This window comes from Cellulomonas sp. Leaf395, from assembly GCF_001424125.1.
Taxonomy (GTDB): Bacteria; Actinomycetota; Actinomycetes; order Actinomycetales; family Cellulomonadaceae; genus Cellulomonas.
Genome location: NZ_LMQI01000002.1, coordinates 497,313 through 522,182, shown reverse-complemented (window position 1 = coordinate 522,182; position 24,870 = coordinate 497,313). Strand labels below are relative to the sequence as shown.

Below are 24,870 nucleotides of genomic sequence, written 5' to 3'. Positions count from 1 at the left end.
CGGTCCGCGACTCGGCGCCTCCGATGGTGGTGGTGAAGTTGACGTCCTGCGCGTGAGACGTACGGCTCGCCCTGCGACGGTGTGAGCCGCCGCTCGCTGATGAGTACCGGGAGGCGGCGTGATCGGATCGGCGCCCCCGCGTGAGCGCTGCAGCGTGGCGGCGCCAGGGCTCAGCGGCACGGTCTCGGCTGGCAGTGTCGCGCGTACCTGGTCGTCAGTGGTGCTCAAGCCAACGGCAGGTGTCTTCGAGGCTCGCGGCGATCTCTTCCCAGGGTTGGTTGAGATTGAGGGTCCGGGCACCGATGCGGTTGCCGTGTACGACGACGTCGAGGTCTGGCTGCGGGGCGGCGTCGCCGGTGTGCGCGTAGAGGAGCAGACCGCTGACGGAGCCGTCGTGGTTCCGGTCTGCGTTCGTGACGTAGGCGAGCACCTGGTAGAGGTTCCCGGAGATGACGGTGTCCTTGGAGCCCCACCAACTGGCCTGCATGTTCTGTCCGTAGTACTTCGCGTCGATGATGAGGGTCCGGTCGCCCTGGCGGAGCGTGACGTCACTGCGCATCGCGGGAAGCTGGTCACGTCGGGGGCTGCGCTCAATGTCGAGGTTCCACTCGATTGCTGACGCCTTCGGCGCAAGCTCGGGGTGGTGGGCGGCGAAGTACTCACGCAGGAATCGTTCGTACAGGGCGCTCATCTGGTCGTCGGGGAGCCAGGTCGCGAGCCGGGTGTCGCCGGTCTTCTCGGTGGGGAGAAGTCCGCGGACGATGAGTTCGCAGACGCCGAGGATGAGTCGGTAGGACGCGGTGGAGCGATGGTAGGTGAGCGTGTCCCAGCGGATCGCGGCGGGGGCGATCGGTGTGACGGCGTCGAGGTAAGGCAGCAGGCGCCGCAGTGCGGCCTTGCGTTCGGCGGTTACGTCGCCGTGCCGGATGAGGAGCGTGATGACCGCTTTGACGGCGCGGTTGTGGGGCGTGTCGGTCACGTACTCGTCGAAGTCGCAGATCAGGCGTCCGCGGGTCATCGTTTGCGCGGCGATGGTGCGGGTGATGTCGATGCGTCCGCGCACCGTGGCGAGCGCGTCGCTCTCGGTCAGGTAGTCGTGATGGAGGCCGCGCTTGACCTGGGCGCCGACGCCGCGCACGAGGATCTCGGCGAGGAGATCGTGGAGATGGTCGAACTGCTCGGCGGCGACGCGGTCCGTGCCGGTGGCCCTGATCGCTCGAAACGCGTACGCGAGCATCGTGTACACGTTGCGGATGATGATCGTGCGGTCGATCACCCGAGAGCGCCCCGCAGCTTGCCAGCCCACTGTGCGGCGGTATCCGGTTCGTCGAACCAGTACTCGTCGAGGAGGGGGATGAGTTCGTCCTCGACGACGGAGTGCAGCCAGATGTCATCGATGTCACCGCCCGGCGGCCTGCACAGGAAGCTGTGGCCGATGGCGAAGCCGGCGCCGAGCGCCGGATCGCCACTGATGGCCGTGTTGAGTTCGACGACGACGGCGACGAGGGCGTCAAGGCTGGGGCTGTCGGCGGCCTGGAGCCAACTTGTGAAGCCCGTCGAGTCGAAGCCGGGCGGCATCTCGAAGAACCCGAAGCGGCGGCGAAGTGCGTAGTCGAGGACCGCGAGGCTCCGGTCGGCCGTGTTCATCATGCCGATGAGGTGGACGTTGGCGGGGACGGTGAACGTCTCGTTCTTGTAGAGGAGTCGGAGTTCCTGGCCGCGCTTGTCGGCCTCGATGAGCATGAGTAGTTCGCCGAAGATCTTCGAGATGTTGCCTCGGTTGATCTCGTCGATGATGAAGAAGTACGGCCTGTCCGCGTCGTCCTTCCGTGCCTCCTCGCAGAATCGGTAGAAGGGTCCCTCGACGAGGGAGAACCCGCCGGACTCGGTGGGCCGGTAGCCCATCAGGAAGTCCTCGTAGGAGTAGCTCTGGTGGAACTGGACCATGGCCACTCGCGTGCGGTCTTTCGCGCCCATGATCGAGTAGGCGAGACGCTTGGCCGCGAACGTCTTGCCGACGCCGGGAGGGCCGGCGAGGATGACGTTCTTCTTCCGCCGGGTGAGGGCGCGTAGCCGTTCGTATCGCTCCTCAGGCAGGTACACCTCGTCGAGGAACTGTTCGCGCGTGTACGGGGGTGCGGGGGCGACCAGGTCTGGGGCGACGTCGACGTCGTCTCGGTCGGCGTCATCGCCGCCGAAGGTGGCTTCGAGCTGTGCGACGTAGTCGTGATACCGGGTGATGTCGGTGAGCGTCTTCGTTGCCGCGTTCCCGGGGTGCATCCAGCTGCCGTCGTGGGTCCACCTGACTTCCCGGACGTGCTGGTACTCGGCCCGGTCCGGCCGGTATTGCGGTTCACCAACGATCTCCCCGCGGCCGACGAGCTCGGACCGACCCCGCTTCGCGTAGACGACGTCGCCGACAGCGATCTCGTGCTGGAACTCCCACAGGCATAGCACCGTGTTCTTCAGCGACGAACCAGAGTCGTCGTGTTCGGCCAGCGCGACCCGGAGTGCTTCACGGTTCGGGTAGTCGGCAAGGTCACCGAGCTCGTCCCAGGAGATCGCCATGATGCCGTCTGCGGAGAACTCGGCCCACTCCGACGCCTGGGGACCCGGCGAGAACAGCCAGTAGTGGCGGGCTCGCGGTTCAGCGAGAGCCTCCGCGTCGCGTGCCGGGGAGTCCGCAGCGGCCTGGGTCCCGGGGACGTCCCACTGCTCGCGGATGCCCGGGGACCAGAAGTGGAACGCCTCGGGCAGCTCATCCGCAAGGACCCCTCGGATCGCGAGCAGGTCCCGGTCGATCGCCTGAGGTCCGTCGCCACTTGGGCCGCCAATGCGGCCCGCGAGACCGTCCCGAATCTGCGCCTTCATCGAGGCCGACGAGATCGGCTCGAAGGCTTCGGGTCGCGCGAGGAACTGGAGCGCATTTCGGATGTCGGAGCGGTCCGCGCCCGAGTCGAGCATGGCGCTCTGGAGCAGCCACGGATCGCTGCGGGCGACGCTGCGCTTGTCCTCGGGCAGAGCGTGCCACTCACGCACGAAGGTCGCGCACCAGATGAGGTGCCTCCACAGTGCCCCGTTGAACCACGAGCCCGGCTCGAAGCCGGCCGTCCCCGCCGGTCGGGACAGGCACACCTCCAACCACTCTGGAATCACCGCGGGCTCATCGCAGAGGGCCAGCACGCGGGTGACGTGTGCCCGTCGGGTCTCCGGCAGCGCGCTCCGAATCGGATGCTCACGAAGGAAGACAAGCTCGGCAGCGAGCAGCACGACGGGGCGGGGGGCGTCGGCGAGCTGCTGGTCGAGCTTTGTCCACTGGGTCTGATCACCCCCGAAGATCGGGTTGTCCTCGATCCGGCGCCTCAGCTCCTCGGCAACATCGACCGTCCAGACCTTCACGGTTGGATCGATGACCGACATGCCGTCGCCGAGCATGTGCTCGAAGATCGCTGCAACCGACAGCGCAGCCTCCACGTCAGGGGCGGGCCGAGACGCCCACAGCTTCTCGTCGTCGTTCCGGGCCATCTCATCCATCCCGCGCTCCAGTACTGGTTGCCTTCGCGAAGCGATCGTCGTTGGTGTCCGGTTCGATGCTCTCAGCAAGCTCGCGCTTCCCCCAGCGGTCGGATTTAGGGCGTGTGAATCGCCCTGGGTTGCTTGGAGCCTCCATCAGACCCAAGGCGATTCACTCGGCCAGAAGCGCGGCCGTCTGGGACCTGCCGCGCAGGTCGCGGCTTTGCTCGGGTCAGAGCTGGCCCTTCAGGTAGGTGACGACATCGGGCCAGGTCTCGTGTTCGCCGTGTTCGCCGAACCAAAGGACCTCTCCCTGGAATCGGTCGGCGCCGTTGTGCGTGGGGCGGTCGTCGACGAGGAAGTCGCCGCGGTTGAGGTTCTTGTGGTGGGACAGGATCAGCCGCTTGTACGCCGGTGTGCCCTTGTCCAGGCCGAGGTGGAGCTGCACCCACTCGACCTTGTGCTGCCATGCGGACGGGTTGCCCCAGGGCGCGGTCGACAGGATGTAGGTGTCGAACAGAGTGTGGAGCTCGCGATACGCCTCGATCGCGCCGTCCATCGGCGGCATCAGCGCGAAGACGCCGGGGAGCTCGTCGACGCGTCCCTCGAAGCGCTTCAGCAGATCCGGGTCGACTCCTTTCAGCTTGGCGGAGAAGTCCACCAAGGTGTTGTCCATGTCGATGTAGAGGATCTTCTTGTCCGTCATCAGCAAGGCCCTTCTCTGTCGAGTTGCGGTCAGTCCAGTGTGGGGACGACCCGAAACGCCACCGCGCCGCGGATCTGCTCGGTGGCTGCCGGGTCGCCTCCGATGTGGAGGGTCTCGGTCGTGCCGTCGGCGTATCGGACCTCGACGAGTTCGACCTGTGTCCAGTCGACCGAGAGGAACTCCACGAGACCGCGGGCAAGGTTTTGGTAGTGGGTCCACTCGTTGCGGTCGTCGGTCTCGGTGGTCGCTTGGGTGAGGAGTTGGTAGGCGCGCTGGACGGCCCGCCGGCATTGGATGGAGGTCATCGGGTAGAGGTCGGCCTCGAGCAGCGCCTCGCGCGCAGCCTCGAACGCGGGCCCCGGCCCGTCACCCGAGCGGTGGACGTAGTCATCGAGGCGAGGCAGGAGCACCATCTGGCCGTCGAGCCAGCCGAAGCGAGCAGCGAGCCGTTGGGCGAGCGTCGAACCGAAGTCGGCCAGGCACGTGAAGTTCGTGCCACCCGCCGCCAGCACGTCGGCCCTCGCTGCCGATTCGATGGCGTCCACCACTGACAGAACCGCCCCGTCGTGCGCCGCGAGGAAGTCGCCGACCGTGGTCGGCTCGCCGTCTATGACGATCTTCGTGGTCAGCCCCAGCCCGCCGCTCCACTCGAACGTCGCCCTGTCCTGGCTCACCGTGTGCCGCGGGAGCGGTGCGCCGGCCAGGGGTGCGGGCGAGATCCCGTCGGGTGGTGTCTCGAACGGCCCGGACCAGTCGCCGCCCTTGATCCAGCTGTCGGTCACGTGATGGCCGGAGTCAACGCTGCGGTCGACCCACCGCCCGTTCGCTCGGTCGTAGCGTTGCACCCCTTCGGGACCGATGTAGATGCAGACGTCTCTGTCGTCGTGGACCCAGTAGTTCCGTGCAACTTGCTCTGCCATGCCGTCCTTCCACTGGTCGGCGCCCTACGCCGACGTGGACCAACCCTCATGCCCACAAGACCCATAATCTCGCGAGGGTCTGACATTGCGTGCTGTGGTGCGATTATCGGTGCGTGGACGACGGTTCCGAACTCGTCGCCAGTCCCAGGCGCGACTTGGTGCTCTTCCTCGAGCGGGTCGCGGCGCACGGGGGGGGAGCCCTCCGTCGCGAGATCACGGTCGATGGCCGACCCGGCGCCGGCACCGACGCAGATGTCGTTCTCACACCCTTCACGCAAGTGTGTCTGCGCTCAACCAACCGTTCGTAAGCCGATCGCGGCCATCGCCGATCGGTAGGTGGCGAGCTCACGAGACGAGAACGACCTCACCGTCTGGCAGCGCCACATGAGTTGCTTGATGGTTTGCTGAGACGGTGAACTGGCGGATCCCGGGCGACCGCTTCTGGGTGTGGATCTGGCCGTTGTGGCCGCGATGCTCGACTCAAACCCGCCAACCACCAAGCAATGCGACCCTTGCGATTGGACGGAACTGGCGTGAGTGGCGAAGAACTCATCCTTCTTGCCGAGGAGCGAAATTACATCCTTTGGCTTGCTCCTGACGTCGACGGTGGCCTGCGCATCTCGGGAAGGATTTCCCATCTCGGTTCGTATGACCCGGCGACGCATGACTTTGCGACGCATGACTTTGCGGTGACGGTTTCGGCGAAGCGCGTCAGCGAGCTGCTGGCAGCGGCCGGTGCGCAGCCGACGGAAGCGCCTGCGGCCGCGCTACGTCGCGTCGCGCCGCTGCTACTTGCCGTGGGACCTGATAGGTGGTTGAGGCACGCAGGCATCGAGCATTCGTTCGAGGCCTACGGCGCTGGTGACGGTCTAGATGTGCGGTGGGACCTTCCCCCGACCGACCCGGCCGCGGTCATTGTGCGCTTGAACGAGGACGGCAAGCAGGAACCGGGCGTCGTCGCGTCCGCTCCGGGTGAGTCGGGGCGGCAGTTCTGGGTGCTCACCGGTGATGTGTGGACTGCGAGCAGCTGGCAGGAGGTGGCGTTGCTGCTGCACGACGAGTGGCGCCTGGCCGAGGTGGCGGCCATCGACCCTCGTGAGGTGGCTCTGCGGGGCTGGGTCTCGACCACTGCGCACCTCGGCCTGCCGGAGCCGATGGCTCTGCCGTTCGGGCCGCGGGCGTCGTACGCCACCGAACGCGCCTGGCGCGATCGGGAGGCAGCTGCGGCCGACCGCCCGGCAACGCCGAAAACGGAGACCCTTCTCGAGGCCGGCGCGGTGCAGGTCCGTGCCACCTTGACTCTGGAGGGCGAGCTCACGATCACCGGTAGAGACTTGTCGGCGGAAGTGCAGTACGAGTACTCCGTCGGCGTCGAGGCGGCTGACGTACTGGCGCTCGCTTCGGCGCTGGACGTGGAACCCGGGTACAAGTTGATGTGGGCTCTGCGGAGCCGCGGCGAGGAGATCGTCGGCACCGGCGAGCGGGCGTGGCTTGCTGGTCTGGGCGTGCCGAGCACTCTCTCGACTAGGGGGGTGCCGCCCACACTGCAGCGCCTCGTGCCAGAGGTTCACGAGGACTTCCTGGTGCACTGGAACGCCGACGGCTGGCCGGTCACTATCGGAGCGTACGGCCGGGTCACCTGGGGCCCGAAGGGTGCGCCGATGTTCGGGCGCTACTACTCGTGGGACATACACAGAGGCGGAGGCTGGTCCCCATGCGCGGCTGTCGAAGCCGAGACATGTCGCGTAGATGACTGCATCTCGGTTTCCTCCCGAGCGGGGCTGAAGGGGCATGGCCTCAGCGTCGCGGGGCATGTGCCGATGCCAGCCGCCGACGCCTCGGAACTGTCTCGATTGGCAGAAGCGATCGCGACATGGGCTCACCGAGGCCGGACGGACACATCTGGGCTCGACTACATCGAGCATCCCCGTGCCCTGGCGAATGCCTTCGATCCCGTCACAGACTCCGAAGCGCACTGCACTGCGTGGCTGCACGCCGTCCTCGAGGGCCCCTCCATCTCGACGAACGCCCTGCTGGAAGCCGGCATCCCCTTCTCCGTGGTGAGTGCCGTGCAGACTCTGACCAGCAGGACGACCTTTCCGCCGGAGGCGTACGACTCGAACATCCAAGCGAACCCGATCGCGCGAGCAGTGAAGCTTGCCGACCGCACGCACACGGACCCAATCCGACCTTCCGACGGGTCCTGACACAGCACGTCCGGGCCGGAGCGTGCTGCCTTGCGCCCCGCATTGTCGACCCTTGTCCATCGCAACGGCTACCTGAGTACCGTCGGGCTGCGCGGCCCAATTGCCTCAAGGCATAGCCGCTCGTGCCCGCACCCTCGCTACACGTCAAGGCCTAAGGCGCTGGTGATCGAGGAACGGCCGGCAACCTCACGAGATGGGGCCTCGGCGTTGGTGGCGACGCGAACCTCGAGCTGGCCCTCCGAATGTCACCCAGCAGAAAGCAGTGCCTCCGGGAGACCCCGGTTTCGCCCCCACGAGGCTCGAGGGTCATCTGTCGACTCGAGCTCGCGGAGCCTGCCACCACGGTTCGGAACTTGGCAGGCGAGCGCGGCGTCCGTCAACTGACGCTGCGCCAGCGATCGCCGCGGACAAGATGCATCCGGCGACGTCGGATGCTCGACGACCTATGCTGGAACCAGCGAGCCCCGCGAACGACCTAAGAGGAACCTCCCGCAGGCGGGACCGGATCACTACTCCGGGATTTCGTGCAGCGGCTCGGCGTCGGAGCGGGTTGTAGAAGCCTTCGATCCATTCGAAGATCGCCGAGGCGATCTCCTCGCGGTTGGCCCAGGAGCGCCGGTCCAGGAGCTCGCGCTGCATGGTCGACTAGAGCGACTGTGATGCCGACGTCGCGGACGGCCAGGCGATACGAACACCAATTGCTGGACTATGCCGACGTAACGCCCAAGTACGACTCGGTTGGCGAGCTGGTGTTCTCCAGACGTCGGGGAACAGTCGCTCGACGGGCTTGCACCCCCTGCGCCCTGCGCGGCGCGCCAGCAGGCCCGCGGCTGCCACCGGCGTCGGGCGAGCGCTGGGCGGGTCTCTCCTGGCGTTCGTGAGCGGTGTCCGGCAGAGTCGGCCGCGGCAGCAGAGCGTGCATCCGCACCGTTCGCAGGCCCGACGCCGGAGGAGGAGCGCGATGACCGTGATGGACCGCTTCAGCCTGGAGGGCCGGACGGCGGTGGTGACAGGCTCCACTCGCGGCCTGGGAAGGGCGTTCGCCCGGGCGCTGGCCGAGGCGGGCGCGAACGTCGCGATCGTCGGGCGCGACGGTGCCGCGGCAGCCGAGGTGGAGCGGGAGCTGGCGGCCGTCGGCGGCCGCTCCGTCACCGTCCTCGGCGACGTCACGGTCCGGACGGACGTGGAGCGGGTGCTCGACCGCACCGCCGAGGCCTTCGGGCGGGTAGACGTGCTCATCAACAACGCTGGGACGTGCATCCACAAGCCCGCCCTCGACGTCACCGACGAGGAGTGGCGCGAGGTGATGAGCGTCAACCTCGACGGGCTGTGGATCGCTAGCCAGGTCTTCGGGCGCCACATGATCGAGTCCGGCGGCGGTTCGATCGTCAACGTGGGCTCGATGTCGGCGTCGATCGTCAACCGGCCCCAATGGCAGCCCGCCTACAACGCGTCGAAGGCGGCGGTGCACCACCTCACGCGCAGCCTGGCAGCCGAGTGGGCGCCGGCGAACGTGCGCGTCAACGCGATCGCCCCGGGCTACATGCACACCGACATGGCGCCGGTGGACCAGCCGCAGTTCCGGCGGTACTGGATCGAGGACGCGCCTCAGCAGCGCGCCGGCGAGCCGAACGAGCTCGGGCCGGCCATCGTCTTCCTGGCGAGCGACGCGTCGAGCTTCATGACAGGCTCTGTGCTCACCATCGACGGCGGGTACAGCGTGTTCTGAAGGTCGTGACGGCCAAGACCACCCCCAGCCGTCGGGTTCGCGGCAACGAAGAGCCGCGGACTGTATGGTCAATTTCGTTCAGAGTGTATTGACGCGGGCTACACTTTGAGCATGGTTCAGGTGGATAGGCGGGAGGACGGCCGACACGACAAGACCCGCCTCGCTGTGCGCCCGATGCGGACTGTCAGACCGGCCGATCTCGAGCAGCACTACGTCAATCCACGGGCCGTCTTGCGCGACCGTGCCGCGAAGGGTGAGGTCCACAAGATTGCCTACGGCACGTACGTCGCTGTGCCAGACGATGCGCCCGACCAAGCGAGGTGGCGGCCAGGGCTGGAGGCTGCGGCTGCCGCGGTGGCCACGGCAATCTTCGGCGACCGCGTCGCGGTTCTGATGGGAATGACCGCTGCCCGACTTCTCGGGGCCGCACCCCGTGCGCGTGGCCATGCCACGGTTGCCGCGCCACGGCGCCACCGCGATGTGCCGCTTACCGACCGGCGCGACGCGGTCATCCATTTTGTCCACCGTGACATGGACGCCGTCGACACCCAGCCTGTCGCGACGGAGCTCGGGGTCACGCTGATCACGACGCCGGAGCAGACCCTCGTCGATCTCGCGCGCGACCGCACGCTCAACAAGGCCGACCAGCACGCAGCGATGCTGGCGCTCGCGCGGAACGTCGACTGGGACCGGGTCGCGGCGCTGGCAGCGAAGCAGCGGGGACGAACCGTGGCGGAGCCGGTGCTCGCGCGCGTTCGGCGTGAGGTCCAGCAATGACCGAGTCGGCGATCTACGACGTCGCCGACCGTTTCGGCGTCGACTTGGAGCAGGTACGGCGTGACCACGTGATCTCGCACGTTCTTGGGTCGATATCGCGACGAGCCCAGGACCGCTTCATCTTCTACGGCGGCACCGCTCTGTCGCGTACATGGCTGCCGCGGCATCCCGAGTGCGGCCCGCAGGTCAAGTCAACGGCGGCGATGGAAGTTTCGGGGGAGCGCCGTGGAGAACCAGGACTCGACGTGGTTGATTGCCTCCGCACAACTACAGAGCGGACGGCCGTGCAACCTGGCGACGCCGGGGAGCATTGGACCGCGAACCTTCGCGCCAGCCGGGATGTGTGCGCAACTCGGATCGAGGTGCACCACCTCAGATCGGCTCTCACCGACTCGCCGCGCGGTCACGGTCGTCGGGGCCAGATAGGCCGCTGGCGGAACGTATGTCACATCGGTCGATCGACCTGGCGCGGCTCCCGCTTGAGCAGTTCGTCCAACGTCTGCGGAGTTGAGAGGAGACTTGAGGCTCTGCAACGGGCGTAGGAGCTCTGCCAGCTGGCAGGCCAATCTGGCGCAACCCAGCGCGGGGTCAAGCTCAAAAGCGGAGGCTCGATCCAGACTGACACCATGGGCCGCAGGCGCCATTGCGATTGTGGTGTGGGGCGCGCGGCGCTAAGCGCGCATAGATGCATCGCTCAGTCCCACGAGGTCGGTGTCGATTGGAGCCGATGTGTGTCGGTGCGAGCCGATGCGGGGACCGGCCGGGTATAGACGCGGCCATCGGGCACCGAAGATCAGCGAGGTCGGGAGCATGGGAGTCGGCATGAGCGGACGAGAGCGGTACGAAGTTGCGCTGGACGACGTCGACGTCGATGGGTCGTTGGCGACGCTCGCTGTCGACCACGCCCGGGCAATGCCGCCGACGTCGCCCAGGAGCGCTGGTGCGCCGTACTTCAACGGGCCTTTCGGCCACGCCGTGATGCGCGCCTGGGACTGCGGTCATCATGCTGCATGCCTTGAACTGGTCGCCCGCACGTGCGCCATGCTCGAAGCTCGACTGGCGGTGTCTCCTACATCGGCTGCGACCATCGTGGGGATGCTCGGCGAGGTCCTGCCGACGCACGCGACCGAACGCTCCTCGCTGATCGAGCGCCTGATGAGCGAATTGCAACCGGCCCTGGACCGAACGCGAAACGCCGCCGACGTGCTCCGGAGCCATCAGGGAAGGGAAACACTGAATCTCGGCCGCGAGCGGACTGACTTTGAAGTGGCGATGCGGCGACGAGCCGTACACCAAAAGATCTCTGAGCACAATTCACGACCTCGCTTCCGCCTTGATGACGCAGACATTTACCGATGGGAGCCGGACGGAGACGCGGAGCACCGTCGCTATTGGATGGACCGAGTCCGTGAGGACCAACTCAAGCGCCTGCTGGGGGCACAAGAGGGGCGGGCATTCCGTAGACCGCAGGCGATTGCCGACCTGGCATCCGTCTACATCGCCCTGGCAAGGGCGGAGTCCCCGGACGTCGCAGTGGACGTCGCCGTAAGCATTCTTAGTGTCCGTCGACTGCAGGACCAGCGACATGTACTCGTCGAGGAACTACGAGGTGCACTTGCCGATGCTTCGGAACGCGAGCTCGTCACTGAGGTCGCCGAGTCCGTCGGGCGGTTCGAACAAGCCTTCGAGGCGAGAGCCCTGAGTGACGCGGCGGCGAGGGAGGTTCGGAAGGAGCAGAGTCGGGAGCTTCGGCGAGCCGCTGCGGAAGACAAGCGTGCCGCGGCGAAGGCCTCGGTGGAACGTAAGCGCGCTGTTGCGAGCGCCTTGGCGGAACGCAACCGTCGTCGTGTCGCGGAAGCGGAAGGAGCGAAGGAACGGGCCCGCGAGGAGGCTCGCGTCCGACTGGCCTCGCTCAACCCGAGACCAATCTCGTCAAAGTACTGACGATGCGAGGGGTCGTTCACCGACGGCACCGTACGAGGGCGCGCCGGGGTGGGCGACGGTGACCGCGTGCATGCGCGCTCGACAGTTATCGGGTGGAGTACCGAGCGCTTCTCAGGGTTAAATCCAGATCAGTTCGTCGGGCGATCGCACGCGCCGCACTGACAGAGGGAACTTGCCGGCGCAGGTGCCCAGTCACACTGCGCTGACCTGCGAGAACAGGCTGCCAACTTGCCGAAAGACCGGAGCCACGGGTGCCCCCGCTACGCAGACGAAGGCCCGGACCCGATGGCCCGGGCCTCCGGCGTTCGCGCGGTCACAGCGCTACCGGGCTGAGGCGGCCGGCCCTGCGAAACCCATCTCGGCAGTGGTACGCCCGTCGATCTCGCGCACTATCCGGCGAGGTCGGCTTCGATCGCGGAGTGGTCCGACAGGCCCTGTTCCCTCCAATCGTGGAGATACCGGCACGCAGTCGCGGTCAACGCGCTCGAAGCGAAGATGTGGTCATAGCGCCGGCCCCACTGCCTGCCGCGACGGAGCGCGACCCAACTGGCCTCGGCCGCCGAATACCCGTTGAGGGCACGATAAACGTCGGGGAGGTCGTGCTCCGCGAGCCCGAGCATCACGCTGCGCTCGGCGGCGTCCCAGCGTTCGCGGTGGGCCGGGTGGCTCGCGCCCCAGAACTCGACCGTGCCGTCCTCACGTTCAGCCCGCGGCGTGTTGAGGTCGCCGCAGAGAATCCGCGGCCGCTCGCAGAACGTGGCCAGCAGGCTGTGTATGGCCTCGAACATCTCGACCTTCACCAACCCCCGCGACGCCCCGGGAGGCAGGTGCACGTCGTGCAACTCGAACGGGAAGCGGTCGCGGTCGACCTGTGCCGCCAGGTAGCGCTCAGGAAACTCCAACCGGAGCTGAGCGAGCCGGCGCAGCGGCCAGCGCGACGCGATGAGGTTGAAGTAGGTCCGCCGGTACTCGCGTCCGTTCGCAGCAGCGACGGCGAGCTGGTCGGAACTGTCGAGCAGGTGCGGCAGGCCCGCCGCCGCCAAGCCGTCAACCCACGCAGGCAGATTCTCGGCACAGAGTTCCTGTAGCGCGATGATGTCCGGTCCACGCCCGCCCAGCGCGGCGATCTGTGCCAAGAGCGTCGCGCCCCGACGGCCGTTCACGTTCCAGGAGATCAGTCGCATCGAGAACACACCAGAGGGCGCCGCGCATCGAACGCTGGTCCGGCGGTCGCTACGACTCCCACGGATCGCGAGCGTACGCCCCGAGATGCCGGCGCGTACGCTTGACGACCGTGGCGGCCTTCACACCGGCCTTGTGCTTGGCGAAAGCGCGCCTCCGGCGTCGTCGCCGTCTCGCCGACGTACATAGCGCACCGACCTCTCCCAGCCCGTCCGGGTCGAGCTCGATGACGTAAGACCCAGAACCGCTTGGGACTCCGTGCCAGCCTCAGGTCTCTCGACGCGCAAGCTTCGCAGGTGCTGCCTCGCGGGATGCGACGAGTCGTGATGTGACCAGCGCACCATCGGGAACAGCGTTGAGAGTGACCAAGTTTGGGGGTTGTCCTCATTCCGGGAGTTGCCTACCACCGCGGGGGTTCCGATCCACTTTGTGCCCACTGATCCTCGGTGGGCAAGTGTGGGTGCAGACCCGCTCGAGTCGGCGTGAACCCTGGCGCCTCAGGGGGTGTTCATCCAGGCTGGACGCGTCGTGTAGAGCTTCCCGTTGGGAAGCGGCTGGTTGGCATTGTTCTCTGACCTGCACTGGTACCACTTCGGCTGCGGCCCGCGACGGTCGGGCTGGAAGGCGACGCGGGCGGCGACGACAGCGAGAGAACCCCCGGCAATCGGCATAGCGCTCGCACGAGCCATTCCCGCGAGGCCGCCGAGGCTTACGCCGACGGCTTTACTCCCACCTGGTCGTGTGACCGCGTCGTCGAACAACTTTCGTAGAGCGAGGGCTCCTGGCTTGGCTTTGCCGTGCTTGCCGCCAATGGAATCGCTCGCGCGTTCGAGCATCCCCGCCATCTTCGCCTGAATCTTCTCGAATTCGGCGGGATCGCACTTGTGCGCGAGCCCGAAAAAAGCGCCCTCGCTGGAATCGGGGTCGGCCCACCTTCCGAACCCCGCGGTGTCTTGCTGGTATCCCCAGACCGCGCTGTAGACATCGCGCAGTTGTGACATGGTCCAATACTCTGCGAGGAAAGTCAGCGCGCTAGCCGTCTCTTCTAGCTGCCGCCGCCAGAAGTCGAGGATTGATTCGACCAGCTGTGGCGCGTCGGGCGCGCTCCTGATCATCACAGACCCCTTCTTGCGCGCATCCTCAAGCGCGCGTTCCGGTTCGAGCAGCGGAACCCACCGATCGGAGTAGGGCCCGAGTTCGGCCGCCATCGCCATCGGCACCGCGACGCTATACACGAGCGTGAGTGCCGCATCCGAACCAACGTGGGGTGTGCCATCCGCCCCGTCCCCGAACGCGACTGGCTTCGGAGCCCGGCTCGGGTGGGGCAGTAGCTCGCTCGGGACGGGCTGCAACAGCCCCTCCAGGAGCTTCGTTGCGTCAGCGCGCGGAGTGGTGCTCTCGAGCGCCGTTCTCGCCCACCCGCCGGCGGCGGTCTGGAGTGCGACGAGCGTCGATCGTCCGGCGACATCACGAACCGACACAGGCACCACGAGGACGTCTGTTCTCATGATGCGAGCATAGTGCCTCGCCCATGGAGAAGCCATCTACGTGTGGTGCACTTGTAGATCCCAACACCATGTGCGTAGTATCGGCGACACGGCGGCACGCGCCCACTCGAAGAGGAGACACGATGTTCCAGGTAGTAGCGATGCAGGTTCTCAAGATCGCGATGGATCCGGCGGTGCAACGGGCGGCGATCGACCTCGCCGTGAAGGTCAAGGCCGCCTGGTGAGTCCGGGCTTCGCCTGACGGCGAACGGTGCGACAGGGTGACCACCTTCGGGGCGATCGCCTCTGTCGTGTCTCCAGAGCACGGGCTGCGGCGAGTCAGGGACGACCACCTCGACGACCGACCGCCCAACCGCATCCACGAGTACCGGCACGTGATTCCCATGACGCAGGGCAGGCGTACGACGCGGTTCCGACGCGACACCGCGCTCGTGCGCTGTCGTCGTCACGTAGGAGTTCACGCAGAGCGACCGCCCGGGGGTGACCAGCTCGGTCAGTGCGGGCGGGACGCCGCGGCGCAGCGACTCGATGAGCGCGCTCATGAGTTGCCTGCCGCGGTTCCGGTCGGGTTCGCGGTAGGCGCTGATCATGCGTTGGTAGATGCCCCGGTCGCCTCGACCTGGACGCTCGTCGACGCCAAACAGGTCGCTCAGGCGCTGGTGCTGGCGCTCGGTGAGCAGGTCCGCGCCGGTGTGCAGAGCCCTGCGGGCGCGGTAGAGCGGGTCGGCGAGACGGCACCCGCCAGGTGGCACCGGTGTTTGAGGTGAGCCCGATGTCGTCCCGAGGCAGGTCGAGGGCGGCCTCAGGGCACGCCCAACCGGTCTGTTTGCGCGCGCCGTTCCTCTTGGGGTCGGGTCTTGCGGACGAGGGTGCTCATGGTGCTCCCAATGGGTGGGCGCGCCCGATCCCGACCTGCACGGTCACGCGGAACTTCGCGAAGAGCTCGAGACCGACCGTCGGAGCCGCTATCGGCACGACAAGGTGCTGGGAGTTCGCAGTCTTGTTGGGCGCACACGTGTGGGTCGCTCCCCATGCTTCGCCCGGCGGCGCAGGTGGGCCATTGACGAACTTCAAGGGAACACGGTGCAAGTTCGATAGTCCCCGGTCTGGCAACATGTCGGCTGCTACCGTTCCCACATGTACGGGCAGGCGCTCGAGTTGGAGCTCAAGAGGGTCAATACCCGGCTCGCTCGGAACCGAATGAAGTGGGTTGGCATCTGGGTGTTGACGGCCAGTTCCGGCCTGCCCCTTCTTGGCGACGGAGGCCAGGACTCCTGGTACATGTGGGTGTTCTTAGTTCTCGTCATTTTGGCGATCGCTGCGACCTTCGGCCTTCAGCGCGCCTACTTTCGGGACTTGCGTAGGAAGCAAGTTCTCATCGCCGAGGCGCTGCGCTATCGAGGCGGCGCGTGAGCAGAAGCTTCCGGGAGTTTGACTTCCGAAGAAATGTAGCGAACTGATCCCGCGTAGCCGACCGAAAGGAACGAACAGATGGCATACGAGCCCAGCGACGCCGAATTGGACGCCTATGAGGCGGCCCGATCCGCCACCATGATCCCCGTCCTTTTGGCCCAAGGTCCGTTGCCAGACAGCAGGCGCACGGCAATCACTGGCGCCTGGCGGGGCGTCATGTTCTGGTTCAGGCTTCAGGGCGTGCCGACAATCCTCGTAGAGGAGGACGAGGCTGTTGTCCTCGAGATCACGCAAAAGCGTGTGGCTTCAGCGCGTCTGAAGACGAAAGCGTTCGAACCTGATGCGTGGGTCGAGATGTACGCAAAGAAGGACGTCGACGACGGAGAGCGTGAATGCATCCTGATTTGTGGTCCTAAGCGAGACTTGAAAAGCGCGTTTGCGTTCATTGGCCACACCTTGTCTTGACGAAGAAGCCAGTCGGTGCACTGGTGGCCGTCCGAGGCGAGCGCAGCTCGAAGCTGACGTGGTGGTCGACATGCCGCAGCCCACCGGGCCGAACTGCCTGCACGGTCTCCTCACGCGGGCCCAAGCGCATTCGCGACAGAGATCGGTGATGTCACGTCGATCGCCATCGAGTTGAACGCTTTCAGGCTGGGTGGGGTGCCGGTTCAGGAGCGGGCGATGGCGAGCCTGCGGGGTAGGCGGGCTGGGTAGTAGAGGCGTCGTCCGCGCACGTGGACGGACAGGACGCGGGTCGGCCCCGTCGCCGCCGGGCTCGCGTTGGGTGAGGTCTCTGCGGGCAGTGGCTCGACGGATTCGCCGCCGTAAACGCAGCCGCCGAGGGTCCACCGAAGTATTCCTTCCGTGCATTCCTGAACAGGCGTGGCTTCCACTCTGGCGCCTACGTGTGCGCCGACGTCGATGAGCGTGTCGGGCGTTGCGCGCCGTCCATGCCGCCGACTTGGCCGAGACCTACGCTCATCCGGTCCGGAGCTCGCGATTCTGATGCGGCGGAGTCGTCCACCGGCTAACCCACTCCCGACCACCAGACGAAACTGCGCGTCGCGGCTGCTGACGCCCTCCGTGTGGCGCGAGACCCTTGGACTACCCTGACTGAGTGACCGAGCGTGAGACCGTGCGGTGCATGCCGGACTATCTTGAGAACCAAGGCGCCTAGTCGCCTCCTCCGGCAAGAGAGTTCGTAGGCGGGACCGGATCACTACTCCGGGATTTCGTGCAGTCCCTCTCGGCGATCGAAATTCGTCGGCTGAGAGGCTTGTTGGAAGCCCCGACGGGGCGGCTCAAGGCAGTGTTGACCCTGTCAACGGACGAGCCCGAAACTCCAAGAATCGGTCGACGCGGTCCAGAGCAAACCTGCAGGTGGCAGCGCCGGACCAACGGTTTCCGACGGCTCCTAACGCTTTCGATTCCCGCCACCTCCACAGCACTGACCTCGTTCGGGCCCGACCGGACAAGCGCCCGCCGACTGGGTCTTCGACCACGTCCCGGACGAAGTGACCTGGCGGCGATCACTCGGCCATCAAACGACTGCGCGTCAACGCCGCCGAGGCGCTCGCTTCGGTACGCACCGCATGTCACTTGCGAGATATCTGAGCATGTTGTCGCGACGGCGTCTGTGCGTCCGGACCGTTGGTTCGACGCAGGCATCGCCAATTCAGTCCACCACGGACGGAACCGTTGTCCGGGGAGCTCGCGACAGTCCATAGTGGGGAGATCGGCCGGTCCTCCGATGAGTCGGCCAGTCCAATCGCAGACCCCGAACCGAACTCCGCTGTGTCGGGGGAGATCTCCCCTTCGGGGTTTCCTGGTGCTGCCGGAGGTGACGGTCCCGATGGCTGCTCGCCAGGTCCTCGTCGTCGGTGCCGGGATTGGTGGCCTTGCCCTGGCCGCGGGTCTCACGAGCGACGCGCGGGTCTCGGTGCTGGAGAAGGCGGGCGGCCTGCGGGAGAGCGGCGGTGCTCTCACCCTCTTCCCGAACGGGGTCGCGGCGCTGGATGCGTTCGGGATCGATGTCGCGGGTACTGGTGTCCCCGTGAGCGCGATGCGGATGCACCGTCACGACGGAACTCCGCTGATGACGATCGACTTCGCCGAGATGGCGCGCAGGACGGGCTACCCGGTCCGCAACATCCTTCGCCGGGACCTCCTGCGCGTACTTGCGGACCACGTCCCGGCCAGCGTGGTCGAGTTCGATGCCGGGGTCACCGGGGTGATGGCAACCGAGGGGTCCGCGACTGCGGTCCTGTCCGACGGCACGTCCCGGGAGGCCGACCTCGTCGTCGGCGCGGACGGCACCTCGTCGGTGGTGCGCCGGTCCATGGTCTCGGCGCAGCCCGCCCGCACGAGCGGATGGATGACCGTGCAGTCCGTGATCACCGGGTTGCGTCAGGGCATCGTCTCCGACCGGTCGGGCGCCTCCTTCGTCGGGCATGCCGGGTTCTGCGGAATCATGCCGCTGGGCCCGAACGAGACGATGGTCTGGTTCGACGTCCGGGTCCCGCCGCAGGGCTGGAGGACGGTCGATCCGTGGTGGCTCCGCGAGATGTTCGGGGATTACGCCAGCTCCGTCCGCGACATCCTGGAGCGGGTCGAGACGGTCGACCACTTCGAGCACCGCACCCACGACGTGCCTGACCGGTGGGGGCGAGGGCCGACGACGCTCCTGGGCGATGCCGCCCACGCGGTGCCGCCGACGGCGGGGCAGGGCGCCAACCAGGCGCTCGACGACGCCTGGACGATGCGCGAGGCACTGCGCGGAGACGGGGACGTCGTCCGCGCGGTTCGACGCTACGAGAGCCATCGCGTGCCTCGGGTGCGCCGGATGTCCCAGGTTGCCGGCGCCGAGCGGCCGAACCAGGTGCCTGGCCGCGCGACTGGGTTCGTGATGAGACACGTCCCTGCTCGCGCGGCGGGCGCCGGGCACACGGCCCTGGTGCGCAAGTGGAGCAGCGTGTTGTCGGGTTCGTTGCCCTGATGGGGTCATGCCAGCACGCCACCGAGGGCCATGACCCTGTCGGGGTCGTATGTGCGGATCGCCCTCGGTCACCGCTCGGATCGACACCTCGCTCGCGCTCGTCACCGCGCCCCGGCCGCACCGCCGCCTGCTGGCAACCTGAGTGGAGCCAGTTTCGGGGCCGCGGCTCAGGGCTGACCGGATCATCTGGACGCGGCGCCTGCGGAGAGCCCCGAGGAACGGGCGAGCAGCTCGAGCACTGTGTCGGCGACGACCCGCGGCTGACGGAACGGCACGAAGTGGTCGCAGTCGAGCATGCGCACGTCGAGGGCTGGCTGCGTGCGCATCCAGGTCAGGTCCGACTCGGTGAGGAAGTAGTCGGTGTGCCCCATCAGCACGACCGCCGGGATGGCGCGCCAGGCGGAGCCCACCTGTCGGTTCGCCATGGCGTGCGGCGAGATGGGGCGCCGGGGATGGTCACGAAGTACTTCGCGTAGCTCGGGAGGGAAGGTCGTTCCGGCCTCGTCGTCCAGCCACCATCGATTGTCGAGCGCGTACGTGCCGTCGGGAAACCAGATCAGGTGCTCGTTGCCGTTCAGCCAGTCGTCGTCCTGGACGAAGCCCTCATCGCGAGGGACCGAACTGACGTAGACCAGGCCGGCGACATCGGGCTCAGCGTCGGCGGCCGCCGTGATGACGTCGCCACCGTAGGACCAGCCGACGACGACGACGGGAGGGTCGCAGGCGCGGATCGCTGCGCGGACCGCCTCGCTGTCGTCCTTGAGCCCGGCTGTCGCTGACTGATGGGATGGCAGGTCCGGTGCCACGACGTGGATGCCCCCTGCCTCGAGCGGCCGCCGGACCCAGAGCCAGTCGGACGGGTTGCCCCATGCGCCGTGGACCAACACGGCTGTCCCATGAGCCGCCACGCCCGAGGGGAGTGCCGACGGCTGTGCAGAAGGTGCTGCGGGCACGGGTCCGATCCGACTGTCGAGGCGGCGATGGGGCTGCGCTGATGTCGTCCTACCGGCGGGTGGGCTGCAGGATGTGGTTCACGGTCCAGTTCGCGATCTTCTCCCCGTGGTGGGTGCCGACTTCCACCGCGTCGCGGAAGTGGAAGCCGACGTAGATGCGTGAGACGGCGTTCTCCTGTGCCGCCTGGGAGAAGCTGCTGAAGCTACGCAGCGTCGGCGCCGGGTCCGCGCACGTCTGCCCGCTGGGCAGCGTGTAGCTGCAGTTCGTGAACGAGATGCGGTCGGTGTGGAAGAACCGCTTCAGGACTTGCGCAGCGGCTCCGCCTTCGACCGCGTGTCCGGAGTCGTAGTCGGGGATCGGCGGCGTGGGCAGCAGCGGCGTCCAGGTCGGGTCGGCGATGGTGGCGGGGTTGCCGTCGGTGTCGGCCAGCTGGATCGCGGTGACCGGGCGCCAGAAGAGGTAGTGGTACTTGGCCTCGAAGGTGCCGATGTAGCCGTCGGTCAGCGCCGTGTTGAGCAGGGCGAACAGCCGGGCGCTCTGCCAGAGGTCGAGCCCCTGGCTCGTCGCGACGGTCCTGGCGATGCGGCTCCACGCGAGCGGTGAGCTCTCGGCCCAGAAGTGCGCGATCTGCGTCTGGTCGGCCGTGCGGTCGCTCGGGGTCGTCACGTCGTCGCCACCGAGGCGCTGGATCTCGTTGACGTCGGCTGCGTACTTCGGGCTCGTCACCGACAGCGGACCGCGCGGCCGGAACTGGGTGCCGTCCCTGAGTGAGAAGGGGAGCAGGTCCTCGCCGAGGTGCGGGTAGAAGGCGAACGGCGTGCCCGGGTTGTAGCGATACTCGCCGGGCTCCGTGCCTTCCTGGAAGTTCGGGTCGGTCAGGGGCGTGTCGTAGCCGTCGTCGGCCCTCAGGGTGAGGACCGCGGACGCGGCTTGGTGCCCGAGCGCGATGCCCTGCGTCTTGGCGGCACCATCCGGAACGCCCGCCAGGGCGGCCGCGTAGTCGGCCTCCACGCTGGCCACGCCGGCGTTCAGGCAGTCGGCCGGGAGGAAGAGGGAGAAGGAGCCGAGGGTGGGGACGAGCACGTCACGTGCGGCCGTCGCCACGGCAGCGTCCGTGGACGTCTCTGGTGGGGCGTGCAGGTCGGCGGCGTACGGCCGCGATTGGCGGTCGATGGCATTCACGGCGTCGTGGATGGCGATGTGCATCATGGCGTACATCCGGGCTTCCTGGGGCCCGTTGCCGCCGATGAAGCACGCGGCGACCGAGGCCGCGCCGGCATGCGCGTTCCAGGCGATCACCGCGTTGGGGGAGCCGGCTGGGGTGCTGGGCGAGGGGTGGCGTGCGTGGACCTGATGCGCGCTCGGCGAGGGCGCGACCGCCACCGCGGCGGTTGCCGGTGCTGCCAGCACGGCCGCCGCGACGGCAGCGGCCACGAGCCCCGTCGAGAGCCTCCGGGGATGGCGAGTGAGCGAGGCGAGCCAGGTACGGCTGAGTGGGCGCATGAGGCCTCCAACGGAGACTGTCCGCGACAAGAGGCTGGATGCCCGGATCTACCTTCGGGTGGCGAGGACAGCGGCCGCGGTCCACTCCTACGCCCGACGCGGCAGCACGTCAAGGCACTACGGGAGACCCCCACGGGGGCATCTTGACGTGAGTCGCTCAGATCCGTCGATCCGGCGCGACGGGAGTTGCCGGCCCATGCTCCGAACCGTGCGACCTGGCCAGGCGAGAACGAGCTCTGACCTGGTGCTCACCTCCAACACCGACCTCGCGACGATGCCTGGCAACGTGTTCCTCCCGGCCGCGGTCACGGGACTACCGCGCGACTCGGTAGCGGACGTCGCCGCCGTGGTCACGCTGAACAAGACCGATCTCGCCGAGCAGACCGGGCATGCACCGCTCGCGCTGATGCGGGAGATCGACCGCGGGCTGAGAGGTTCACTCGATCTCTAGTGGGGCGGCGGCCGCGTCGACCGGCGTGGGCCACCCGCCCGTTTGACCATGTCGACGGATCGGCTCGATGACCATCAGAAGCGGCGCATTCCGGATCGCGAGCTTGCAGATCAGGCGTTCTTGTACAGCCGGCGTGCATCAGCCCAGGCGGGTCATCTGCTCCTGCTGCAGGGCGATGAGGCGGCGGCCGATCTCGAAGAACGCCACGGTGCCCGGAGGCCCCGCAGCCGTCCAGAGCACACGTCCGTCAGTGATGTCGACCGCCGTGAGGATCGGCTCCTGGTCGTCGTACCCGGTCGGAAATATGACGACGTGACCATCGGTGAGTACGGGACGGTCGACCTGCGGATCATCCGCAGCGGTCCACAGGCGTCTGCCGGTGCGAGTGTCCAGCACGTCGTCGGTGAGCAGTTGTGGGAGGTCGGCTTCGGCGAGGAGGGTCCGACGGCGCGGTGAGGGCTCGCCGTCAGCCCAAGACGACGGGCACAGTCGCGACGCCGAAGACGAGTGAGAGCTGCCGGTACTCCAGGTCAGCCTCGGGGACAGCGAGGCGCAGGTCTGGGAAGCGGCGGGACAGGCGGCAGTACGCCGAGCGCAGCTCCATCCGGGCAAGCTCGGCGCCGACGCAGCGGTGGACGCCGTAGCCAAAGGCGAGGTGCGGGGGTAGGTGACGATGCGGATCGACGCTGTCGAGCGACGACGAGCCTGCTGTCCGGGGGTCGCGGTCGGCCAGGGACAGCGAGACGAGCACGACGTCCCCGGCCCGGATGCGACGCTCGCCGACCATCACGTCGGCGACGGCGAAGCGGGGGAATGCGACCTGGACCACCGTGAGATAGCGGAGCAGCTCCTCGACGGTCGCCGCACAGACGGTGTCCGAATCGCCCACCCCGCGGTACATCGACGGGTCGCGCAGCAGGACCACGGTGCCCAGCGCGAGCATCGCGGCCGACGTCTCCAGGCCCCCGGTGAGCACCCCGTCGCACAGGCCGGCGAGTTCGACGTCGGTCAGGTCGGATCCGCGGACCAGCCGGCCGAGCAGGCCCGGCCCGGGGTCCGAGCGGTGCCGCTGGACGACGCCGACCAGTGCGTCCACCGACGTCGAGACCGCGCCGAGGGCCCCGCCGGCGCCGGCCGTCGCGTCGAACCGGGCCGCACTCAGCGCGGCGAGCGCGGTGTGCTCGGAGGCGTCGACGCCCAGGAGCTCGGTGATCACCCGCGTCGGGACGGGCCATGCGAAGTGCTCGGCCAGGTCGGCGACGCCATCGACGTCGGCGGCGGCGGCCATCAGGTCGAGCTGCTCGTCGACGATCTCGTCGATCCGGGACTGGAGGCGGGCGAGGCGGTGACCCGTGAACTCCGGGGTCAGGAGCCGGCGCAAACGCGTGTGGTGGGGGGCATCGGCCATGCCCAGGCCGCCGGGGTCACGCGTGGGGGACGCACCGACGGTGCCGACGACGTGCGAGTAGTCGTTGCTGAACGAGGTCGTGTCCGACAGAACGGCGCGGGCCTCGTCGTACCCCGAGACCAGCCACCCCCGCAGACCCAGCGGGAGTCGCAGCAGGCTCACCGGGGACCGGTCCCGCAGCGCGCCGAGCGACGGCAGCGGGTCGAGGCCGTCGCGGCGCAGGGGAGTCAGCGTTGCCTCCGGCAGGGAGGCGAGCAGCGAGCCGTTGCCGCCGCGGACGCGGACGGCAAGACCCAGCAGCCACTTTCGCGTGGGGCCCGAGACGTGCTGGAGCATGCGCTCACCGTCGCACACGGGTGCTCCAAAAGGGGCCAAAGCGGGACGAAGCGTTCCCAATCGCATCCCACTCGCGCCATCATGGCGACGTGAGCGTGGGTGCCGATCTGGTCGTGGCCAACCTCAGCGTGGAGTACCGGACCAGCGGTGACGTGGTCCGGCCGTTCGAGCGCGTGGACCTGCGGGCGCGATACGGCGAGCTGGTCGCCCTGCGCGGCCCGAGTGGGTGCGGCAAGACGACCGTTCTCTCGGTCCTCGCCGGACAGCTGACCCCAGCGACCGGCACGGTCACGCTCGACGGACGCCCCATCGAGGGTCACCGAACGGTGGGGATCGTGTTCCAGGCTTTCAACCTGATCCCCAGCCTGACCGCGGCCGAGAACGTGATGGCGCCGCTCGTGCTGACGGGAGTGTCGCGGCGAGCAGCACGGGCGACGGCGACACGTCTTCTCGACGAGCTCGGGCTGGTCGCCCGGGCCGACCACCGGCCCGGCACCCTCTCCGGCGGGGAGAAGCAGCGGGTCGCTTTCGCCCGTGCGCTCGTGCACGACCCGCCCCTGCTCCTGGCCGACGAGCCGACCGCGCACCTCGACGCCGATCATGTGGGCGTCGTCCTCGACCTGCTGCGCGGACTGGCGAGCGGCGGGCGGCTCGTCGTCGTCGCGACCCATGACGACCGGGTGAGCGCGCTCGCGGACTCCGTCACCCAGCTCGACCCTTCCGTCGTGGCTGCGTGATGATCGCGCGCGGCACACCGGCGTGGTTGGCACTGCTCTGGGTCGCCGCCGCGCTCGCCCGCCGGACCGCGGTCCGCGTCCCGGCGTTCGTCGTCGCCGGCGCGTGCACGCTCTTCTTCCGGGACCCGCACCGTCGCGGTGACGATCCAGCGGCGCCCTTTCTGTGCGCGGCAGATGGGCGCGTGACCCGCGTCGAGGAACGCGACGGCCGGTGGCTCGTCTCGACGTACCTGGACCTGCGCGACGTGCACGTGACCCGCAGCCCGTGCGTGGCCACCGTCCGGGTCCGGCACCATCGCGACGGCGCGCACGCCCCCGCGTTCCGGCCGGACGCGCATGAGAACGAGGCGGTGCACTGGGACTTGGACTCGCCTCACGGGCCTGTCGTGCTGACCCAGCTCGCCGGCGTGCTCGCCCGGCGGATCGTGCCGTACGTGGGAGCCGGCGCGGAGGTCGGCAGGGGGGAACGGATCGGGCTGATCCGGTTCGGGTCGCGGGTGGACGTGCTCCTGCCGGCCGGCATCAGGCCCGCGGTGCGCGTCGGCCAACGGGTGACCGGCGGCCGCACGACGCTGGCGACGGCCTGA

At 67.9% G+C, this 24,870-nt stretch carries 21 protein-coding genes; 12 read left to right on the top strand and 9 right to left on the bottom strand.

The genetic code is table 11. From position 1 onward, the window contains the following. Positions 1-214 precede the first annotated feature (214 nt). The 4 genes from mcrC to ASG23_RS06710 all read right to left on the bottom strand — a co-directional run bounded on the left by mcrC (position 215) and on the right by ASG23_RS06710 (position 5,001). A complete protein-coding gene (gene mcrC, locus ASG23_RS06725; RefSeq protein WP_056022735.1) occupies positions 215-1,276 on the bottom strand; it encodes a 5-methylcytosine-specific restriction endonuclease system specificity protein McrC in 1,062 nt (353 codons plus the stop codon). Continuing rightward, positions 1,273-3,534 (bottom strand): AAA family ATPase, encoded by a 2,262-nt coding sequence (locus tag ASG23_RS19455; RefSeq protein ID WP_082515907.1) that lies wholly within the window; start codon positions 3,532-3,534, stop codon positions 1,273-1,275. Before ASG23_RS19455 ends, mcrC begins: the two co-directional genes overlap by 4 nt. 211 nt (positions 3,535-3,745) lie before the next feature. Then, positions 3,746-4,219: a 5' nucleotidase, NT5C type gene (locus tag ASG23_RS06715; RefSeq protein ID WP_056021988.1), complete on the bottom strand. Its 474-nt coding sequence runs from the start codon at positions 4,217-4,219 to the stop codon at positions 3,746-3,748. Positions 4,220-4,248: 29 nt separating this feature from the next. Beyond that, positions 4,249-5,001 carry a hypothetical protein gene (locus ASG23_RS06710; RefSeq protein WP_157465553.1) on the bottom strand — a complete coding sequence of 251 codons (753 nt, stop codon included), beginning with the start codon at positions 4,999-5,001 and terminating at the stop codon, positions 4,249-4,251. Positions 5,002-5,672: 671 nt separating this feature from the next. Here ASG23_RS06710 and ASG23_RS06705 point away from each other — a divergent pair. The 4 genes from ASG23_RS06705 to ASG23_RS19790 all read left to right on the top strand — a co-directional run bounded on the left by ASG23_RS06705 (position 5,673) and on the right by ASG23_RS19790 (position 11,796). Beyond that, positions 5,673-7,346: a hypothetical protein gene (locus ASG23_RS06705; RefSeq protein WP_157465552.1), complete on the top strand. Its 1,674-nt coding sequence runs from the start codon at positions 5,673-5,675 to the stop codon at positions 7,344-7,346. Between the two features lie 961 nt (positions 7,347-8,307). Beyond that, the gene (locus tag ASG23_RS06700) at positions 8,308-9,075 is read left to right on the top strand and encodes an SDR family NAD(P)-dependent oxidoreductase (protein WP_056021978.1); all 768 of its coding nucleotides are present in this window, start codon (positions 8,308-8,310) and stop codon (positions 9,073-9,075) included. Positions 9,076-9,186: 111 nt separating this feature from the next. Next, a complete protein-coding gene (locus ASG23_RS19450; RefSeq protein ID WP_082515901.1) occupies positions 9,187-9,852 on the top strand; it encodes a type IV toxin-antitoxin system AbiEi family antitoxin in 666 nt (221 codons plus the stop codon). Between the two features lie 822 nt (positions 9,853-10,674). Continuing rightward, entirely contained in the window at positions 10,675-11,796 is a 1,122-nt protein-coding gene (locus ASG23_RS19790; protein WP_157465551.1) for a hypothetical protein, read from the top strand. A 389-nt stretch (positions 11,797-12,185) separates the two neighbouring features. On the opposite strand, the gene ASG23_RS06685 is transcribed toward ASG23_RS19790, so the two are convergent. Next, positions 12,186-12,980 carry an endonuclease/exonuclease/phosphatase family protein gene (locus ASG23_RS06685; protein WP_157465550.1) on the bottom strand — a complete coding sequence of 265 codons (795 nt, stop codon included), beginning with the start codon at positions 12,978-12,980 and terminating at the stop codon, positions 12,186-12,188. 495 nt (positions 12,981-13,475) lie between these two features. Further along, complete coding sequence (locus tag ASG23_RS06680; RefSeq protein ID WP_157465549.1) at positions 13,476-14,486, bottom strand: hypothetical protein; 1,011 nt, start codon at positions 14,484-14,486, stop codon at positions 13,476-13,478. Positions 14,487-14,746: 260 nt separating this feature from the next. Between ASG23_RS06680 and ASG23_RS06675 the strand changes: the two genes are divergently transcribed. From ASG23_RS06675 to ASG23_RS06660, 4 genes are all read left to right on the top strand, one after another. Further along, entirely contained in the window at positions 14,747-15,253 is a 507-nt protein-coding gene (locus ASG23_RS06675; RefSeq protein WP_056021965.1) for a hypothetical protein, read from the top strand. A 370-nt stretch (positions 15,254-15,623) separates the two neighbouring features. After that, the gene (locus ASG23_RS06670) at positions 15,624-15,899 is read left to right on the top strand and encodes a hypothetical protein (RefSeq protein WP_056021961.1); all 276 of its coding nucleotides are present in this window, start codon (positions 15,624-15,626) and stop codon (positions 15,897-15,899) included. A 78-nt stretch (positions 15,900-15,977) separates the two neighbouring features. Beyond that, positions 15,978-16,364 (top strand): hypothetical protein, encoded by a 387-nt coding sequence (locus ASG23_RS06665; RefSeq protein ID WP_056021957.1) that lies wholly within the window; start codon positions 15,978-15,980, stop codon positions 16,362-16,364. 1,387 nt (positions 16,365-17,751) lie between these two features. After that, positions 17,752-18,894: an FAD-dependent oxidoreductase gene (locus ASG23_RS06660; protein WP_162242667.1), complete on the top strand. Its 1,143-nt coding sequence runs from the start codon at positions 17,752-17,754 to the stop codon at positions 18,892-18,894. A gap of 182 nt (positions 18,895-19,076) precedes the next feature. Here ASG23_RS06660 and ASG23_RS06655 read toward each other — a convergent pair whose 3' ends face one another. Together ASG23_RS06655 and ASG23_RS06650 are read right to left on the bottom strand one after the other, a co-directional pair. Next, positions 19,077-19,781, bottom strand: a complete 705-nt coding sequence (locus ASG23_RS06655) for an alpha/beta fold hydrolase (protein WP_056021951.1) — start codon at positions 19,779-19,781, stop codon at positions 19,077-19,079. Between the two features lie 115 nt (positions 19,782-19,896). Then, the gene (locus ASG23_RS06650; protein WP_082515896.1) at positions 19,897-21,351 is read right to left on the bottom strand and encodes a vanadium-dependent haloperoxidase; all 1,455 of its coding nucleotides are present in this window, start codon (positions 21,349-21,351) and stop codon (positions 19,897-19,899) included. Positions 21,352-21,595: 244 nt separating this feature from the next. Here ASG23_RS06650 and ASG23_RS06645 point away from each other — a divergent pair, with 244 nt between their 5' ends. Both ASG23_RS06645 and ASG23_RS19785 read left to right on the top strand, forming a co-directional pair. After that, positions 21,596-21,802, top strand: coding sequence for a type II toxin-antitoxin system PemK/MazF family toxin (locus ASG23_RS06645; protein ID WP_056021947.1), 207 nt, complete (start codon positions 21,596-21,598; stop codon positions 21,800-21,802). 48 nt (positions 21,803-21,850) lie between these two features. Continuing rightward, a complete protein-coding gene (locus ASG23_RS19785) occupies positions 21,851-22,258 on the top strand; it encodes a hypothetical protein (RefSeq protein ID WP_157465547.1) in 408 nt (135 codons plus the stop codon). Between the two features lie 10 nt (positions 22,259-22,268). Here the strand turns inward: ASG23_RS19785 and ASG23_RS06640 are convergent, their stop codons facing one another. Beyond that, entirely contained in the window at positions 22,269-23,546 is a 1,278-nt protein-coding gene (locus tag ASG23_RS06640) for a cytochrome P450 (protein WP_056021945.1), read from the bottom strand. 89 nt (positions 23,547-23,635) lie between these two features. Between ASG23_RS06640 and ASG23_RS06635 the strand changes: the two genes are divergently transcribed. Together ASG23_RS06635 and ASG23_RS06630 are read left to right on the top strand one after the other, a co-directional pair. Beyond that, entirely contained in the window at positions 23,636-24,283 is a 648-nt protein-coding gene (locus ASG23_RS06635; protein WP_162242666.1) for an ABC transporter ATP-binding protein, read from the top strand. Next, positions 24,283-24,870: a phosphatidylserine decarboxylase gene (locus tag ASG23_RS06630; protein ID WP_056021941.1), complete on the top strand. Its 588-nt coding sequence runs from the start codon at positions 24,283-24,285 to the stop codon at positions 24,868-24,870. Before ASG23_RS06635 ends, ASG23_RS06630 begins: the two co-directional genes overlap by 1 nt.